Origin of the sequence: Flavobacterium rhizophilum, assembly GCF_046000485.1 — a bacterium.
Classification (GTDB): Bacteria; Bacteroidota; Bacteroidia; order Flavobacteriales; family Flavobacteriaceae; genus Flavobacterium; species Flavobacterium rhizophilum.
Genome location: NZ_JBELQB010000013.1, coordinates 34,942 through 51,733 on the forward strand (window position 1 = coordinate 34,942; position 16,792 = coordinate 51,733).

The following is a 16,792-nucleotide window of genomic DNA, read 5'->3' on the forward strand; positions in this document are numbered from 1 at the left end:
CAAAAAATCGTATTTTTCGTTTGTAACAATGATATTATTTATTGTTATGAAACACCTTACGCTACTTTTAATTTTCACGCTCTCCATTTTTACAAATGCTTTAACTGCCCAAAGTGTGGGAGAGCGGTATAATAATTTTGTAAATGAGGCTGAGTTAAGTATTGCCGATGGTAATTACAAAGAAGCACTCGCAAAATACAACCAAGCCTATACTGAAACGGGAATAGAGTTTGCTATTGACCTCTATAATGTTGCTGTTTGTGCTAATAAGGAAAAGAACAAAGACCAGTTTTTTCTTTTTGCAGAGAGACTGGCTGATAAAGGAGTAGGAACAAAGTTGTTTGAAAGAAAAGTGTTTGAGGACTACAGTGGTAGCAGGGCTTTTTTGAAAATAAAGCAAAAAGCAGAAAAGGTAAGGCAAAAGAACTTTAAAGCAAACAGGCAATACCTGTCAGATCTTGATGAATTTAGAAAAAAAGATTCTGTTTATAATAAACTAAGACTTACTAAATACCGTGAAAGTTGGGTGCTTCCGGATACTTTGGAAGTGCTTTTCAGGAATAATACTATAAACCTGTTTAATTATATTAAAAAGAACGGATATTATTCTGAAAAGAAGTTGGGGGTTGCAATTACCCTAGACAATGGTCTCGATGATTTTAAACTGCCTTCGGATGTTTTTCTTCATTATCTTGAAATGGGTAAGGACAAAAGTTTAAAAAACGAAATAAAGGAAATGTATATAAGTGGTATGAAAAGAGGTGAGATTAAGCCTTGTTTTTTAACACATTATATTGAGATGGGGAATAGAGTTTTTAATGATATTGGTAATTATGCGTTTAAGATATTTGAATGTGAAATTTACAGGCTGAGAGAAATACCCAGACTTGATAAAATTAATAAAAACAGAGAAATGTACCTGCAGGGAAGCCTGTATGATTATGAGAAGAAGTTAGTGTTTGCATATTGTTGTAATAATGATTTTGAGTTTCATTATAGCATAATAAGTAGTCCTGTTTCAAAGGAAGATTACTTTTATACAGCTTCAGATATAGTAGGCAAAGTGAAAGATTGTAGTATGAAATAAAACCTTTAAAAAAGTTTTAATTTTAAAATTAACGTTATCAACAGGTTATATTTTTTGATTAATTTTTTTTAGAAAAACGCTTGCAGAATTGAATAAATGTGCTACATTTGCACCGCAATACAGTAATAAACAGCCATTGTAAGAATGCGAAAATAGCTCAGCTGGTAGAGCGCAACCTTGCCAAGGTTGAGGTCGCGGGTTCGAACCCCGTTTTTCGCTCAAATACTACCAAAATGCTCGAGTGGTGGAATTGGTAGACACGCTGGACTTAAAATCCAGTGGGTAGTAATGCCCGTGCGGGTTCAAGTCCCGCCTTGAGTACTATAAAGCCTGAACGAAAGTTCAGGCTTTTTTGTTTGCCATATTTTGAGATAAAATAGGTAAAAGTGATGTTTTTTTTGTGTTTATGGTACAGGTTTTGTTGTATTATTGCAAACCAAACAATCACACCTTATGAAATACCTATTTTGCCAACCGGCATTTTACTGCGTAATCCCTACGCTTATTTCTGCTTTTATGCAGATAGTTTTCAAAATACCTGAAAACAATACTTTCAATTTACATTATCGATATTGCTAACCATTTAAACCAAAACTATGAATAGAAAATATTTATGTTTCCTATCGGGCTTTGTAATGGCCTTATTGAATTCATTTACGGCTAATGCTCAATCACAGCTTTCAAAAACAGATTCGGCCGAGGTAATTAAAAAAGTACTTGAATCTTCTGAGAAAGTTAATACTGTGGTCTATAAAATAGATCATAAAAAGAAGGGACTTTCAGAAAAAGATACTACTTATACCACTGCTATATGCTCATTGTATATTGCTCCTAAAGACAGATTGAAAGCCTACCATATTGTGGATAAAGAATATTCTTCTTCATATGGTAAGGGTTTTGCATATATGAGATATGATGGTAAAAGGGCGTTTTATTTAAGTAAGTTAATTGATTCTCTTGATGTTTATAGGGAGTCTTATATAGCTAAAGGTAAGAGAAAGTTAGAGCAAATAGTGCATAATTATAATTTCCTGTTGTTGGGCAAACATTTTGCATTTAGTAGGAAGTCTTCCGGTAAAGGTGATTCTCAGGGTGCAAATGTTTTGATAACAGAAGAGATGATTAATAATAAGACGGTTTACTGTATTACAGTTAATTTTAAGGATAATGAAGATGCTAGGAATAGGGTTGAAAAGCTTTATATAGGTAAGTCAGATTACCTACCTACTGGCGGTTCTTCTTTTTGGCAATGGGAGAATATGGAAGAATATGAATATTATGAAGTTGAATACCTGGCGATTAATCCTGAGATTTCATTAGAAGAGTTTAAAGTAGATAAAAATCTAACTGTTAATTTGGCAGAACGATACAAAGTATTTAAAGAGAAAATTAATAATAAGGAATCAATAAACTAATTCTAATTTAAATAACGATGAGAAGAAAAGTTTCTTTTACAATTATATTGAGTCTTTTTTTAACTGTATTCGGCCTGTTTAGTGTTAGTGCTCAAACAAAAAAGGATATAAAACAGATACCTAATTTGGAACTTAAACTTAATAGTGGTGAAACGGTTAAGTTGACTGATTTAAAAGGTAAGGTAGTGTTACTTGATTTTTGGTACAGGACCTGTAAATATTGTGTTAAGTCTATACCCGGATTAATAGAGCTACAGGAAGAATTTAAAGATGATTTGGTTGTTGTTGGAATTAATCACATTGATGGCCAGGAAGATGTAAGCGAATACATCGAATATAAAAAGATGAATTATTTGTCTACTTATAGAACAGATGAAAATATTTATGAAGACTTAGGGATAAGTTTGTTTCCCACGGTTATCCTTTATGATAAGGAAGGTAATTTGATCAAAGTGAAATCAGGATATACTGAGGGAGGAATAAATGCTCTTCGAAAAGCAATAAAAAAAGCTTTAAAGTAATATCTGGTTGTAAATAGTAAATATCTATAAACAAAAGTCCCGCTACAGCGGGGCTTTTGTTTTACCCGTAATTAAATCTCTGTATTATTGTCAAGGTGATTATGGGATTTAGTAATTAAAAATATTTGCCTACTTAACTTAATGGTAATGATTTATAAATATTTAGCAGACGCTTAGTTAATTTTATATGCTGTTATTTGCAGTGTCGTGGTAAAAATCTTCTTTATAAAATATTGAATCGGATTATAAATCTGAAACCAACTAAAAAATTTTTTATAAAGATGAAAACCAATTTTCTAAGAGTACTGATCGTAGCGTTCAGTGCAATTGTTTTTGTTAAATGTTCCACTCCGGAAACAGAAGAAACCAACACGGTAGCCTTTAATACAAAAGTTACTAATGTTCATCCGTTTTTAGACTGTAATTGTAGCGAGAGTGCTACAAAAGTAAGTGGTAGTACTGCTGCTAACTGGGCCAGCCAGTTTGCACCGCTTGTTAAATTTGACCGTGCTGCACCTGATTATCCTGCTTCTGTAGAGGCGGTATGGTCAAGTTCTTCCAATGCAGGTAAAGTGTGTGAAGGTCAGCTTGCGCTTACAGATGCAACAGCGCCTACAGCACCTGTTTTTCCTACTTATTATGATGTGCAGGAGCACCCGTCTGACTCTGATAAGATTTTTATTGAGTACTGGTTTACTTACAAACGCCAGGAGCCTTGTGCAATAGGGCAGGGAGGTCACGATTATGACTGGGAGCATATTGTGCTACAGGTTAAAAAATCGACTCAAAAAATAATTACTGTTACTTATTTTCAGCATGGTGGCTGGTATACTAAAGACTGGAGAAATGTATCTACAGGTACTACAGTAGTTGCTTATGTAGGTAAAAAAGCACATGGTATGTACCATAACTCACGTTCTTCAAGCTTCTTTGGTTATGAGTGTACTTACTATGGTGATTACAGAAACCCTGCTGATGCCGGCGACGAATATGGCACCTGGAATGATTTGGTAGCTATGTCTTGCGAAAAAACCGAATTTAACTTTAGCGGTACATGGGGATCTTCAGGTAAAGGGCCTCTTTTCCGTACCCGTGATTTCTGGAATTTTGCTGCCTGTAAGGGTACTGACGGACTTTTTGGTACCGATGGCTGCAGCCAGTGTGACTTTGGTAACAATGTTATTATAGGAAGCATCAACTAACAAATTATAAAGATTTATACCACGACCTGATTCAGTATTTTATAAAGAAAAGAATAAGACTGTCTTCGTTACGAAGGCAGTTTTTTTATGCGACTGTTTTACCAAAAAGTTTGTTTTTTAAGGGTTTAAAGAACAGTAATCCTGATTTAACAATTTGGTAACCTCTTTAAATAGTATTTTTTAAAGGATGGAGGTACTTAATATCAACAGGTTAAAGGAGGTTTTATCCGCGACATTCCCTTTTTTACCATCATGAATAAACTGAAAAGACTAAAAGATATTGCCATAAACTCGGTTGTGATTGTGGCCTGTTGCAGCAGGCTGTAGTATTAAGCATAGCCGGACTGTAGCAAGTAAATTATCAAATTTTGATTTTTGATGTGTTTGTTAGGTTTACTAAAATGAAAAGCCCCGCAATTGCGGGGCTTTTATGCTTTTACTTACTAAAATCTTAGTGAGCAGCTTCTTCAGCGTGAGCCTCTTCTGTGTGAACTTCTTCAGCAGCAGGAGTAGAATCGTTAGCAACTTCAGGAGCAGCTTCTGGAGCAACTTCTTCAGTAGTAGCTTCTGGAGCAACTTCTTCAGTTTGAGCTTCTGTACCTTCTTCTTTTGCAGTTTCTTTACAAGAAACGAAAGAGATCATAGCCATAACAGCTAGACTTAAAACAACTTTTTTCATCTTACTAAATTATAAAGGTTAATTATTAATTCGAAGCAAAGATATAAATTTTTTGACATCACAAAATAAATACTGCTAAAATTTTTAAAAATCTTTTATACTTGAAATTCAGGCTTTTAAATGCATTGTTTTCGGTATAAACACAGGGTTTTTGAGACTGTGTACTTAAAAAGATTCTTAAAGGTGTTTTTTAGCTGTGTACTTTGTTTTTGTAAGGTTAACCCGAACCCTTATTTTTTTCTTTTGTTTACAATTTCCATCTCATCAATAAGGCGGGTACAACCTGCATATTTGTCTATAATAAACAGTACATAACGCATGTCTACCATAATATTTCGGCAAATAGAAGGATCATAGTAAATATCACTCATTGTGCCTTCCCAAACGCGGTCAAAGTTTAACCCTATAAGGTTACCTTTTGCATCTATAGCAGGGCTACCCGAGTTACCTCCTGTAGTGTGGTTTGTACCTATAAAGCATACAGGCATTTTTCCGTTTTCACCATACTGCCCGAAATCTTTTTTGTTATACAGGTCAATAAGCTTTTGCGGAACATCAAACTCATAATCACCCGGAACATATTTCTCCATAACACCGTCAAGGTAGGTTACAGGCTCGTAGTAAACAGCATCTCTTGGAGAGTATCCTTTAACCTTACCATAGGTTACCCTTAGTGTACTGTTAGCATCAGGGAAAATACGCGCATCTTTAGGGCTAAGCTCTAAAATACCTTTCATATAGGTACGTTGTAATGCTTCTATCTCAAGGTTTATCTGTTCGTATTTAGGGTTAACATTGGTAATGAAAGCGTCTGATATGGCTTTTACAAGCTGGAAACCTTTATCATTATTCAGTTTTTCCATAACCTCTTTGGCATCACCGCTTAAAAGCTCTTTCACACCATCGTAGCTGGTGAGTTTAGACTCTCCGTAAATGTTTTTGGTTAAAAGCTTATAATCAGCATTAATAAGCCCTGCAGGTAAGAACTGTTTAGGTGATTTTGTAGCGTATAGCTCGATTAGCTTTTCAAATACCTTTTCGTCTACGTTTTTATTGAAGTCTTTGTAAGTTCCTTCAAGGGCGGTAAGTGTATTATTCTTACGGTCATTAAACGATTGCTCGCCTCTCATGTTGTATACCTGTTCTAACTGATATAACCTGAAACCTACAGTTAACAGTTCGGTATTTCTTAATACAACCTCCAGGAAGTAATCCCTGCTAAGGGCATAAGGTGCAATTTCGTTATATTTTGCCTCAAAGTCATTAAACAGGTTGCCGTACTCGTTTTGTTTTCCGGTTTTGTTAACCTGTTGCATAAAGTTTTTTTCATAAGCTTTTTTTGCAGCTACAGCATTGGTTTTTTCAAGACCCTGAGATTCTCCTATCCATTTTTTCCAGTAGTTGGCAATACGGGCATATTTTGCCGCATATTGTATTTTAATGGCAGGATCTCTTCTCATAAAACTGTCGGTCACTTTTAGGGCTTCGTCCCTTATTTCGATTTTTGCAGGATTAAGGCTGCTTAAAATCTGCTCTACAGCAACCGAAGGAAGATATTCTGTAGTTCTTCCCGGGTAACCGAATACAAGCGTAAAGTCGTTTTCCTTTATTCCTCCTATAGAAACAGGGAAGTAGTGCTTAGGTTTGTACGGTACGTTATCTTTAGAGTAAGGTGCCGGACGGTTGTTTTTATCGGCATATATCCTGAACATAGAGAAGTCTCCCGTATGTCTTGGCCATACCCAGTTATCAGTGTCAGAACCAAACTTACCTATTGATGACGGTGGCGCCCCCACAAGGCGAACATCGGTATACGATTCTACTACAAAAAGCATGTACTGGTTACCTTCATAAAAAGTACGTACCCTGTTTTCCTGCCAGCTTTCTTTTGGAGAATTTTTAGTTACGTTAGCTATATTTTCCTGAATTTTTTTCTGCTTAGCCTCTTCATCGGTAATAGTAGATGTTCCGTTTAATACCTGTGTGGTCACATCTTCTATTTTTACTATAAAGGTAACCTCAAGGTCTGGGTTTGGAAGCTCGTCTTCCAGTGTCATTGCCCAAAAACCATCTGTAAGGTAATCATGCTCTACGGTGGAGTGAGCCTGTATTTCGCCATAACCACAGTGGTGGTTGGTTAATAACAGCCCGTTTGGTGATATAACTTCCGATGTACACCCTCCGTTAAACTGAGGTACGGCATCTTTAAGGCTGGAATGGTTTACATCATAAATGTCTGAAGCCGACATTTTCATGCCCAGGCTTTTCATTTCTTTCTCGTTCATTCCTTTAAGCAGGGACGGTATCCACATGCCTCCCTGTTGCGCATAGGCAGGGATTACCAGTAAAAGGACAAGCAGTCGTAAAAATTTCATAGTGTTTCTTAAAAAAGTTTAGTGGACGCAAGTTACAATTTTTGAAACAAAATAGCGTAATAGGTGTTTTTGTTTGCTATATGTGTTATATCTTTCGGTATTATTGGTAATCTGTTAAAAAATGTTCGATAAAATAATTGCCCATGTAAAACGGTTTGTACCTCTTTTACCAGAGGAGGAAAAGGTATTGTGCTCTTATCTCAAAATAGAGGATTATGCTAAAAAGCAACACCTGTTTGAGGAAAGCGAAATGTGTACGGGTAAGTATTTTATAAACAGCGGGGTGGTGCGCATATATACCCTTAATGAGAAAGGAGTGGAGCAGGTAATTCATTTTGCTATTGAAGGATGGTGGATTACTGATTATTTTACCTTCAACACCAATATGCCAGCCAAGTGTAGTATACAGGCTGTAGAACCTACACAGGTAGTAATGATAGGTGAAACGGAGCAGGAACAGCTACTAAAAGAGCTTCCGCAAATGGAACGGTATTTCAGACTAGTGCTGGAAAAGGCATATGCAGCTTCTCTTATGCGTACTCATTATATGTTCAACTTCTCGGCAGAAGAACGCTACAGGCATTTTTCGGAGCACTATCCCGAATTTGTACAACGGGTTCCGCAATACCTTGTGGCATCTTACCTTGGTTTTACTCCCGAATTTTTAAGTATGCTCAGGGCAAAAAAGGATTAAATGTGTTTTCTTAAACTACTTTAAGTTTTTTGTAGTCGCTGTACAGGAACTTTGTCCTAACAAATTAAAATACAGTTATTATGAAAACAAGAATGAATTTAGGAATTGTAGCGCCCGATGCCTACAAAGCTATGTTTGGGTTGGAAAAATACATTAATGGTAGTGAGCTTACTCAGGCTCATAAACACCTTATAAAAATAAGAGCTTCACAAATAAATGGTTGTGCCTTTTGTATTAATATGCATACCGAAGAAGCAAGGAAAGACGGGGAAACCGAAAAACGTATTTATGCACTTAATGCATGGTGGGACACTAACTACTTTACTCCTGAAGAGAGAGCGTTGCTTGCCCTTACCGAAGAGGTTACAAATATAACAGGACGTGTTAGCGATACTACCTATGAGGATGCTGTGAATCTTTTAGGGGTGAAATATATTGCTGTAGCTATTATAGCAATAGTGGCTATTAATGGTTGGAACCGCATGTCTATCTCTACACATTTAATGCCTGAATAATTTTATAGCTAAAGCTAAAAAAGTAGTTTCAGGATATGTGTCATTTCGACGAAAGGAGAAATCTCTTATTATAAAACATTGAGATTTTTCGACTTCACTTCGTTACGCTTAAAATGACAAACTGAAACTACTTTTTATTTTTTTACGGTAAGCTTCATCAGCTTGCGGTTGTGTATGGTGAAATCTTTAGAGAGATATAGTTTTTGGGCTATGGTATTGTGTCCTTCTACTTCAAGGTAAATCACATTTATGGCTAGGTCAAGCGCTTGTTCGTGTATAAAATCTACTGTTTGTTTGCCTATGCTTTTACCACGCCCTGCGGGTGCTATGTATAGTTCGTCCAGAAATGCAATACGGCCTTTGTATTCAAAACTGAAAATAAAGGTCAGGATTACATATCCCACAACCTCATCATTGTTTAAAATTAGCCAGCTTCTGCCCAGTTCCTCATTTTCTATAAATTCCTTTAGGAGTGATTTGGAAACAAAAGGGTCTATAGGATAATTATCTATGGCATAAAAATCCTGCATCATGGCAACAGTACGGTCAATATCGGTAACCCTTACGGGTTTAAAGGTAACGGGCATCAGTTAGAAATGTTACTCATAATACGTTTTACCGCTCCGCGGTTCATGAAAACGAAAGTACCTGCAATATGGCCTTTTTCGCGTCTGTAGTCATCATCATATACAAGTGATGAAAGTGTTTCTTCCATCTCTGTTTTATCCTTCACGGCAATGCATCCGCCCATGTGTATCATGGCAATTGCCTCAGGGAACTTACTATGGTTAGGGCCTATTACAATAGGAATGCCGAAAGCGGCAGGTTCCAGTATATTGTGTAGCCCCGAAGTCCCGAATCCTCCACCTACATAAGCCAGATCAGCATAGCTGTATACTTTGCTTAATATGCCTATGGTGTCAATAATGAAAACATCATATTCGGCAAGATTTTTACCTTCCTTTTCAGAGAACAGTACGGTTTTTTTGGTAATACTGTTTTTAAGCTCCTGTATCTGCTCGGTTTTTATGTTGTGTGGAGCTATTATAAATTTAGTGTTATTTGACGAATTAATAAAATCTGTAAACATGTTTTCGTCTTTCGGCCATGAACTGCCTGCGACCATAGTGATTTTATTGTTTTTAAACTCCTGTACAAACGGTAGGGAGTTGTCGCGTTCCAGTATTTCGCTAACCCTGTCAAAACGGGTATCGCCGCTTATCATTACATTATGGAAGCCTGCACCCTGTAACAGTTCTTTAGAACTGTTGTCCTGAACAAAAAAGCGGGTAAAGGTTTGCAGTGCTTTTCTGTAAAAACCTCCATACCATTTAAAGAATACCTGATCTTTACGCATAAGCCCTGATATAAGGTAAGTAGGCGTATTAGCCTTTTTGAGTTCTTTAAGGTAATTAGGCCAAAATTCATATTTAATAAAGAAAGCCATATCTGGATGTACCATCATTATGAATTTTTTAGCATTGGCAGCAGTGTCCAACGGAAGGTATACCACCACATCGGCGGCTTTGGTATTTTTACGGATTTCATAGCCCGACGGGGAGAAAAAAGTAAGTACTATTTTATGGTCAGGATACTGTTGTTTTATCTTTTCCATAACCGGTAGCCCCTGTTCATATTCGCCCAGTGAGGCCGAATGGAACCAAATGGTTTTATCCTCCGGACTTATATTTTGTTGCAGCGTGTTGAAAACGGTTTTCCTTCCGTCTACAAAAAGCCTGATTTTGTGGCTGAAAAGAGCAACGATTTTTAATAGGAATCCGGTAAGTAGGGTAAGCAGGTTGTACAGAAAAAACATAACAGAAATATTGAGCTGCTAAATTAATACTTTATATTATTTTCATTGGCAGGCAGCCATTAAATTAGTAGTTTTGCTATGGCTTAAATTTAACAGGCAGATGAGAAAATTACAGATGGTTGACCTTAAGAGTCAATACGATAAAATCAAAGATACAGTAAATAATTCTATTCAGGAAGTTTTAGACAATACCGCATATATAAACGGACCTCAGGTACATGAGTTTCAAAAGAATCTTGAAGAATATCTTGATGTAAAACATGTTATTCCGTGTGCTAACGGTACCGATGCTTTACAAATTGCCATGATGGGCCTTGGGCTTAAACCGGGTGATGAGGTTATCACAGCCGATTTTACTTTTGCCGCTACGGTAGAAGTTATCGCTTTATTACAGCTAACACCGGTACTGGTAGATGTAGAACCGGATACTTTTAATATTTCTATAGAAGCAATTCGCAATGCTATTACTCCAAGAACAAAGGCTATTGTTCCGGTACACCTTTTTGGACAGGCGGCCAATATGGAGGCTATTATGGCAATTGCCAAAGAACATAACCTTTATGTGATTGAAGATAACGCACAGGCTATAGGTGCAAACTATAAATATGCCGACGGATCTAAAAAGAAAGTTGGTGCTATAAGTGATGTGGCTTCCACTTCTTTCTTCCCGTCAAAAAACTTGGGTTGTTATGGTGACGGTGGTGCTATTTTTACCAACAATGATGAACTGGCACATGTTATAAGAGGTATAGTGAATCACGGTATGTATGAGCGTTACCACCATGATGTGGTAGGGGTAAACTCAAGATTAGACAGTGTACAGGCTGCTGTACTTAACGCTAAGCTTCCGTTACTGGATTCATACAATGAGGCAAGACAGGCTGCTGCCGAAAAGTACAATGCAGCTTTTGCAGGTCATGCTAATATTGTTACCCCAGTTACAAAAGGGGATAAGGACAGCCATGTGTTCCACCAGTATACCCTAAGGATACTTAACGGACAAAGAGATGCTTTAATGAAGCACCTTCAGGAAAGAGGAATTCCTTGTGCTATATACTATCCTATACCGCTACACAGGCAAAAGGCATACCTTGACGAAAGATATAATGAGGCCGACTTTACCGTAACCAATCAACTGGTTGATGAGGTAATGTCACTACCTATGCATACTGAGCTTAATGACGAGCAAATTAAATTTATAACTGATACGGTATTGGAATTCCTTACTTAATGAATCAGAAAAAAAAGAAAAATAAGACAGCAGCCTTTGTGGCTGTTTTTATGGGGAGTTTTGTTGCCGTTTTGGTAGCCAATATGTTTAGGGATAATCCTGAAAAGAAGCTTGCTGACATGGTAATCGAAATTAATAAGGAGTGCCCGGTTAAGGTAGACAGGATAACTACATTGGATAGTACGGTTTTTGAAAAAGATCCGCTTAGTATTGAATATTACTATACGTTGGATGTTGCCAATAATAAAGTCAATTTAAAAGAGGCTAAAAACAGACTTGAAGTTAATGCCCAAAAGGGACTTGATGCTGACGATGGTATGGAAGTTTTCAGGAAGCATAATGTAGAGCTTAACTACAATTACAACGACAATGAGGGTAATAAACTGTTTGATTTTTCGATAAAGCATAAATAACCAATCAATATAAAATGAAAATACTTGTAACAGGGGGCTTAGGTTTTATAGGTTCGCATACTGTTGTTGAGCTGCAAAACGAAGGTTTTGATGTGGTAGTTATAGACGACCTTTCTAACTCATCGTTAGATGTGCTTAACGGTATAGAGGCAATAACCGGAAAGAAGCCGGAGTTTGAAAAAATAGACCTGCGTGAAAAACAGGCAGTAAAAGACTTCTTTGTAAAATATCCGGATGTTACAGGTATAATCCATTTTGCAGCTTCAAAAGCTGTTGGTGAGAGTGTGGAAAATCCGTTACTGTATTATGAAAATAATATAGGTTCGCTGGTATATCTTTTACAGGAACTGCAAAAGAAACAGGAATTTTATTTTATTTTCAGTTCGTCATGTACTGTTTACGGGCAAGCAGAAAAAATGCCTATTACTGAGGGAGCACCTATACAGGGAGCACTGTCGCCTTATGGTAATACCAAACAAATAGGTGAGGAGATTATTAAGGATGTGGCTAAAGTAAGTGGAATCAACTCTGTGTTGTTGCGTTATTTTAATCCGGTTGGGGCACACCCTTCGGTTAATATAGGAGAACTCCCGCTTGGGGTTCCTTTAAACCTTGTGCCGTTTATTACACAAACAGCTATAGGTATAAGGGAACAGCTTTCGGTTTTTGGTAATAACTACCCAACCACCGATGGTACCTGTGTACGCGATTATATACATGTGGTAGATTTGGCAAAGGCTCACGTGTTAGCTTTACAACGCCTTATTGATAAAAAGAATGCCCAAAAGGTTGAGGTGTTTAACCTGGGTACGGGTAAAGGAAACTCGGTGCTTGAAGTTATTAATGCCTTTGAGAGAGTAAGCGGACAAAAACTTAATTACAAAATAGTAGATCGCAGGGCGGGTGATGTAGCCGAAGCCTATGCTGATACTGCAAAAGCAAATAATGTTTTAGGCTGGAAGTCAGAGCTCTCCCTTGATGACGCGCTGGCATCGGCCTGGAAATGGGAACAGAAAGTAAGGGGTAAATAACCCCTTATTTTTTTTAGATCTGTATTTTCCATAAGAGATCAAAACTTATGGTATGCTGGTAAAGCAGCTCTGTTTGTGGATATATACTAACAAAAGTAGAATTGTATACAAATCCTATGTGAAAACACTTACCTACTCTGTAATAGGTATTGAAAGATAGTCCAATGCCATGTCCTTTTACGCTTTTGTCTTTTTGATTTGTATAATTATCGTCACCAAAATCGTAATCCCATCTGTAAAAAGAATAACTAATACCATAGCCTAAACTGAAACGGTTTAGCTGATAATTATCGGTAAAAGTAGAGTAGAGGGATACTAAGGTCTCCACTTCTCCATCATTTATTAAAGGTACAGGGAATGGAATAGGAAAATTAGAAATAGCACCAATATTTAATTTTACATACTTGTTTTTCTTATAAAAATATTCAGCGCCAAGAGTAAGCCCAAAAAAACCTGCTCCTTTTTTTACCCCTTCACTTTCGGGTTGAAGAAGAAAAATATTGGCATAAGGAACAGATATGTCAACATTAAAACTATTTTTTTCGTTAGCGATATATTTTTTTCCTGATACTATACGTTTCACTTCGGGTAGAGAATCATAAATATCCAGAAAAAGTTCATCCCCATAGTAATAGCCTTTCTTGGTAAGTATATCCACCAGAAGGGCTTCAGGGTAAAGACCTAAAAATATAATATTGTCCAAACTGCTTTTTGACATTAATTTGGATTTTATGGTATAGTCCCTTGTTATAGTATCGTAAGTAAGGGTAACCTTTAGCGGTTTGTTGCTTCTTTTCACCTCAACTTCTGTAGGTAGCTTGTAAACGCTGTCATGCACTTTTACCGATGCGTTTTGGGTATTGGTATTTACCTTTAACGGATAGGTTCTGGAGTTGGTAATTGTAGCACATGAGGTAAGGCATAGCAGTAATGATGCTATCAATAGCTTTTTCATAGAAGACGTTTGCTAATAAGATTAGCAATAGCATTAAAGGTTGCGTGTAAGTGTGTTATTACTATGTTATTATCGCCACTTGTTACCTCTTTCAGGTTTGGGGTCAAACTGGGCTGATAACGATTGTACTCTTGATTTCAAAAGTGTTTTTCGTCCTTCGGGAGTTCTTACATATACCAGTTCGCATTCGCCTACATATTCAGTCCAGAAATCTTTAAAACTTTGCGCCAGCTTTTTATTTCGTCCTATTATTTCAGGTACGGCATGATAATCCTTTTGCATAATCATTCCTTTTTTACTTTTCCTGATTATTATGTAACGCGGACTGTCAATAGGCGCAAGTATCTCCATAAGCGATTCTATGAAAACCGATTTCTCAAAAGATGTACCTCCCATTAGGAAGCAAAACATGGCGCCGTCTTTCCCAATATCGGTTATTACTCTGGTTCTGTTACTCGGTGTATGTATACAACCTGCATCAATAAGACTTTTAAGAACGGTTTGACCTATTTGTTGTATATCCTTTGTTATATCACGATAGGTAATGTAAACCTTAAAGGTTTTATATGCCTGCCTGCCCAGTGTTACAAAACCAATCCCTACAAATAGGGAAAGGAATAGGTAAAAGTCTGTCCATGTTTTGATGTTTTTGGCGGTACGTCCAAGAGCTTCAAATGATGATGTAAGATATAATATTATCCCCGAAAAAAGTTGTGCTATTAAATAGCCTATTGTCCTGTTAAAGTAAAGATCTTTTAACTGGCGTATGGTTTTCTCTTTATGTTTCTGAGGCAGTGTATATGGTATTGTTATTTCTTCTACCAGGCTTACTCCTTTATCAATTGCCTCATGCCAGCGGTTTTTTAATAAATCTCTTTTTAAAGCATAAGAGAACATCTCTTCATTTTTGGCATTTATAACTTCTCCCTTATAGATGTTTTTAGGGATGTTAAGTCGTGTTATGCCGTTTTCTATTCCTTCATTATCTTTAAAAGAAATTCCTATGAATCCCCTAAAGCGCCTTTGGAGCATATTAAGGTCATTACCACCATTTTGTTCTGTTGGGTCTATACATACCAGATGCCATATATTACCTGTTTTGTCGGTATTCCCTTTTTGTGCCCGTATGGCCCTTCCCCTCATTTGGTTTGAGAGTACAAACGAACCAACAAAACTTGCCAGTATAAGCGTATTTATACAGGGCGCATCCCAGCCTTCACCCAGCAAGGATTTTGTTCCTGTAAGAATTTCAATATTACCTTCCTCAAATATTTGGGTTATTATGGTAACAATGTTGTGTTTTAGCTGTTCGTTTGGAACTATTAAAACATAATTATCATCAAAAGGGACAGGTGTGCAACTGACCTCTTTTAGATTGTATTTTTCAGTTTTCTCCTTAAAGGAGTTATAAGCTGTTTTTGGGATAATAATGAGCGAGCCGGTAAGTACACCCAGTTTAATATTATCAGGATTGTCTCTTCTTAGTTTTTCAAAAACAGGCATTACGCCAATTTTATCCAGCTTTTTATCATTAACTTCCCCCGATACGTAAAACTCCTTACGGATGAAATCACAAAGGATAACCATTCTTAGATCTTTCTTCAGATTGCCGAATTCTAAATTGGCTATTTTTTTAATACCATCCAATTTGCTGATACTTGAAGTAAGATTTGCAGAAGCTCTCCTGTCAAGCTCAAAGCTTATGGTTTTTTTCTGGGTTACACCATAATGCTTCAGCATTTTTAGCATTGACTCCTTATGTTCTTCATATCCCTCAAAAAGTTCTTTTTCTTTAAAAAGGTAATACTGTAACAGGGATATGAGTCGGTCATTATCAAGTTCAGGTATGTTGATGGTATTATCACCTACTACTTCAAAATGATAAGAATCTATTGTTTTGCCAATGCTATTGAAGAATATCAGGATGTTTATGTAAATCTCAAAGTTGTCGTAAATCCATTCAATGTTATCCTTAGGGTTAGCATAGGCAGGCAGGTTTTCAAGGGCTTTGACAAAAATAGCATCTTCCCTTATTGAGGATACAGCCTGCTGTACTTTGTTCCTGAATTTTTCAATACTCTCCTGTTCTGTTTGCGACGGTAGTGTAAAGAATATATAGTCCTGATGTGGGCAAAGGTCGTTTTCCTTTACCAGTTCGGGTACTGTAATTTCGGTGTCTACCGGTCCGTTCAGTTCGGTATAGCGTTCCCATTCCGCAGGTGTAACATCATATGGAGGTGTAGCTGTAAGGGCTACTATTACAGGATCCAGTTGTTTTTTGATTTTGGTAAGTGTATCCCACCATTCGTTTTTCAGGTGGTGAGCCTCATCAATTACAATGGTTTTTACATTTTTAGCTTTTAATCCGCTAACAATTTTAATAAGGTTCTCATTTGTACTTTTTTCCTCCTTATAACCATTTTCCTCTTCCTCGGCGATATCTTCTTCCCTTTCCTGCCTGTTGTTACAGGCGGCATGCATACCCTGATAGGTACTTATGGTAAGGAACTTAGGTTTTTTTATATCGCGTGAAATCCAATCGGGCACAACATCTGTGTCAAGAAATAACTCACAAAATCGTGAAATCCACTGGTTTCTGATTGCTATGGTTGGGGCAAGTACGAGGGTAGGGCGGTTAAGCCTTTTCATTACTTCCAGACCCAGTATGGTTTTACCTGATCCCGGAGGTGCAATAACATGCAGGTGCCTGTTGTATAGATGGTCTTCCAGTTCATGAAGCACTCTTTCCTGATATTTTCGCCAGGGATATTTGAATTTGGTGTGGAGCGGAAATTCGTTCAAAGTATAGTGTGTATTTTCGGGTTTATTAAAGGTACGGCAATATATAAAAAATAAAA

At 37.0% G+C, this 16,792-nt stretch carries 15 protein-coding genes and 2 tRNA genes; 11 read left to right on the forward strand and 6 right to left on the reverse strand.

Translation table 11 applies throughout. From position 1 onward, the window contains the following. Positions 1-46: 46 nt before the first annotated feature. The 6 genes from ABS768_RS15190 to ABS768_RS15215 all read left to right on the forward strand — a co-directional run bounded on the left by ABS768_RS15190 (position 47) and on the right by ABS768_RS15215 (position 4,225). Complete coding sequence (locus ABS768_RS15190; RefSeq protein WP_408075803.1) at positions 47-1,087, forward strand: hypothetical protein; 1,041 nt, start codon at positions 47-49, stop codon at positions 1,085-1,087. A 146-nt stretch (positions 1,088-1,233) separates the two neighbouring features. Then, positions 1,234-1,306, forward strand: a tRNA-Gly gene (locus tag ABS768_RS15195). 16 nt (positions 1,307-1,322) lie between these two features. Further along, a tRNA-Leu gene (locus ABS768_RS15200) sits at positions 1,323-1,408 on the forward strand. A 275-nt stretch (positions 1,409-1,683) separates the two neighbouring features. Further along, complete coding sequence (locus tag ABS768_RS15205; protein ID WP_408075804.1) at positions 1,684-2,502, forward strand: hypothetical protein; 819 nt, start codon at positions 1,684-1,686, stop codon at positions 2,500-2,502. 17 nt (positions 2,503-2,519) lie between these two features. Beyond that, positions 2,520-3,023: a TlpA family protein disulfide reductase gene (locus tag ABS768_RS15210; protein WP_408075805.1), complete on the forward strand. Its 504-nt coding sequence runs from the start codon at positions 2,520-2,522 to the stop codon at positions 3,021-3,023. Between the two features lie 281 nt (positions 3,024-3,304). After that, the gene (locus ABS768_RS15215; protein ID WP_408075806.1) at positions 3,305-4,225 is read left to right on the forward strand and encodes an NPP1 family protein; all 921 of its coding nucleotides are present in this window, start codon (positions 3,305-3,307) and stop codon (positions 4,223-4,225) included. Between the two features lie 451 nt (positions 4,226-4,676). Here the strand turns inward: ABS768_RS15215 and ABS768_RS15220 are convergent, their stop codons facing one another. Next, a complete protein-coding gene (locus ABS768_RS15220; protein WP_408075807.1) occupies positions 4,677-4,874 on the reverse strand; it encodes a hypothetical protein in 198 nt (65 codons plus the stop codon). 260 nt (positions 4,875-5,134) lie between these two features. Next, on the reverse strand, positions 5,135-7,279 hold the full coding sequence (locus ABS768_RS15225) for a S46 family peptidase (protein WP_408075808.1): 2,145 nt from the start codon (positions 7,277-7,279) through the stop codon (positions 5,135-5,137). 121 nt (positions 7,280-7,400) lie between these two features. Here ABS768_RS15225 and ABS768_RS15230 point away from each other — a divergent pair, with 121 nt between their 5' ends. Together ABS768_RS15230 and ABS768_RS15235 are read left to right on the forward strand one after the other, a co-directional pair. After that, complete coding sequence (locus tag ABS768_RS15230; protein WP_408075809.1) at positions 7,401-7,973, forward strand: Crp/Fnr family transcriptional regulator; 573 nt, start codon at positions 7,401-7,403, stop codon at positions 7,971-7,973. An 80-nt stretch (positions 7,974-8,053) separates the two neighbouring features. Next, positions 8,054-8,488 carry a carboxymuconolactone decarboxylase family protein gene (locus ABS768_RS15235; protein WP_408075810.1) on the forward strand — a complete coding sequence of 145 codons (435 nt, stop codon included), beginning with the start codon at positions 8,054-8,056 and terminating at the stop codon, positions 8,486-8,488. A 134-nt stretch (positions 8,489-8,622) separates the two neighbouring features. Here ABS768_RS15235 and ABS768_RS15240 read toward each other — a convergent pair whose 3' ends face one another. Both ABS768_RS15240 and ABS768_RS15245 read right to left on the reverse strand, forming a co-directional pair. Continuing rightward, positions 8,623-9,075, reverse strand: coding sequence for a GNAT family N-acetyltransferase (locus ABS768_RS15240; RefSeq protein ID WP_408075811.1), 453 nt, complete (start codon positions 9,073-9,075; stop codon positions 8,623-8,625). Then, positions 9,075-10,304: a 3-deoxy-D-manno-octulosonic acid transferase gene (locus ABS768_RS15245; protein ID WP_408075812.1), complete on the reverse strand. Its 1,230-nt coding sequence runs from the start codon at positions 10,302-10,304 to the stop codon at positions 9,075-9,077. Before ABS768_RS15245 ends, ABS768_RS15240 begins: the two co-directional genes overlap by 1 nt. A 100-nt stretch (positions 10,305-10,404) precedes the next feature. Between ABS768_RS15245 and ABS768_RS15250 the strand changes: the two genes are divergently transcribed. Genes ABS768_RS15250 through galE form a run of 3 tightly spaced genes read left to right on the forward strand, consistent with a single transcriptional unit; the run spans position 10,405 to position 12,979 of the window. Then, entirely contained in the window at positions 10,405-11,535 is a 1,131-nt protein-coding gene (locus ABS768_RS15250) for a DegT/DnrJ/EryC1/StrS family aminotransferase (protein WP_408075813.1), read from the forward strand. Then, positions 11,535-11,948, forward strand: a complete 414-nt coding sequence (locus tag ABS768_RS15255) for a hypothetical protein (protein WP_408075814.1) — start codon at positions 11,535-11,537, stop codon at positions 11,946-11,948. Before ABS768_RS15250 ends, ABS768_RS15255 begins: the two co-directional genes overlap by 1 nt. Positions 11,949-11,962: 14 nt before the next feature. Further along, positions 11,963-12,979, forward strand: coding sequence for a UDP-glucose 4-epimerase GalE (gene galE / locus ABS768_RS15260; protein ID WP_408075815.1), 1,017 nt, complete (start codon positions 11,963-11,965; stop codon positions 12,977-12,979). Positions 12,980-12,992: 13 nt separating this feature from the next. Here galE and ABS768_RS15265 read toward each other — a convergent pair whose 3' ends face one another. Further along, positions 12,993-13,934, reverse strand: a complete 942-nt coding sequence (locus ABS768_RS15265; protein ID WP_408075816.1) for a hypothetical protein — start codon at positions 13,932-13,934, stop codon at positions 12,993-12,995. A gap of 69 nt (positions 13,935-14,003) precedes the next feature. Further along, the gene (locus ABS768_RS15270; RefSeq protein WP_408075817.1) at positions 14,004-16,736 is read right to left on the reverse strand and encodes a DEAD/DEAH box helicase family protein; all 2,733 of its coding nucleotides are present in this window, start codon (positions 16,734-16,736) and stop codon (positions 14,004-14,006) included. Positions 16,737-16,792 lie beyond the last annotated feature (56 nt).

Coding starts and splice junctions, on each gene's coding strand:
- ABS768_RS15235 (WP_408075810.1), top strand. CDS start 8,054: ATGAAAACAAGAATGAATTTAGGAATTGTAGCGCCCGATGCCTACAAA.
- ABS768_RS15240 (WP_408075811.1), bottom strand. CDS start 9,075: ATGCCCGTTACCTTTAAACCCGTAAGGGTTACCGATATTGACCGTACT.
- ABS768_RS15250 (WP_408075813.1), top strand. CDS start 10,405: ATGAGAAAATTACAGATGGTTGACCTTAAGAGTCAATACGATAAAATC.
- ABS768_RS15225 (WP_408075808.1), bottom strand. CDS start 7,279: ATGAAATTTTTACGACTGCTTGTCCTTTTACTGGTAATCCCTGCCTAT.
- ABS768_RS15255 (WP_408075814.1), top strand. CDS start 11,535: ATGAATCAGAAAAAAAAGAAAAATAAGACAGCAGCCTTTGTGGCTGTT.
- ABS768_RS15265 (WP_408075816.1), bottom strand. CDS start 13,934: ATGAAAAAGCTATTGATAGCATCATTACTGCTATGCCTTACCTCATGT.
- ABS768_RS15205 (WP_408075804.1), top strand. CDS start 1,684: ATGAATAGAAAATATTTATGTTTCCTATCGGGCTTTGTAATGGCCTTA.
- ABS768_RS15215 (WP_408075806.1), top strand. CDS start 3,305: ATGAAAACCAATTTTCTAAGAGTACTGATCGTAGCGTTCAGTGCAATT.
- ABS768_RS15190 (WP_408075803.1), top strand. CDS start 47: ATGAAACACCTTACGCTACTTTTAATTTTCACGCTCTCCATTTTTACA.
- ABS768_RS15210 (WP_408075805.1), top strand. CDS start 2,520: ATGAGAAGAAAAGTTTCTTTTACAATTATATTGAGTCTTTTTTTAACT.
- ABS768_RS15245 (WP_408075812.1), bottom strand. CDS start 10,304: ATGTTTTTTCTGTACAACCTGCTTACCCTACTTACCGGATTCCTATTA.
- galE (WP_408075815.1), top strand. CDS start 11,963: ATGAAAATACTTGTAACAGGGGGCTTAGGTTTTATAGGTTCGCATACT.
- ABS768_RS15230 (WP_408075809.1), top strand. CDS start 7,401: ATGTTCGATAAAATAATTGCCCATGTAAAACGGTTTGTACCTCTTTTA.
- ABS768_RS15220 (WP_408075807.1), bottom strand. CDS start 4,874: ATGGCTATGATCTCTTTCGTTTCTTGTAAAGAAACTGCAAAAGAAGAA.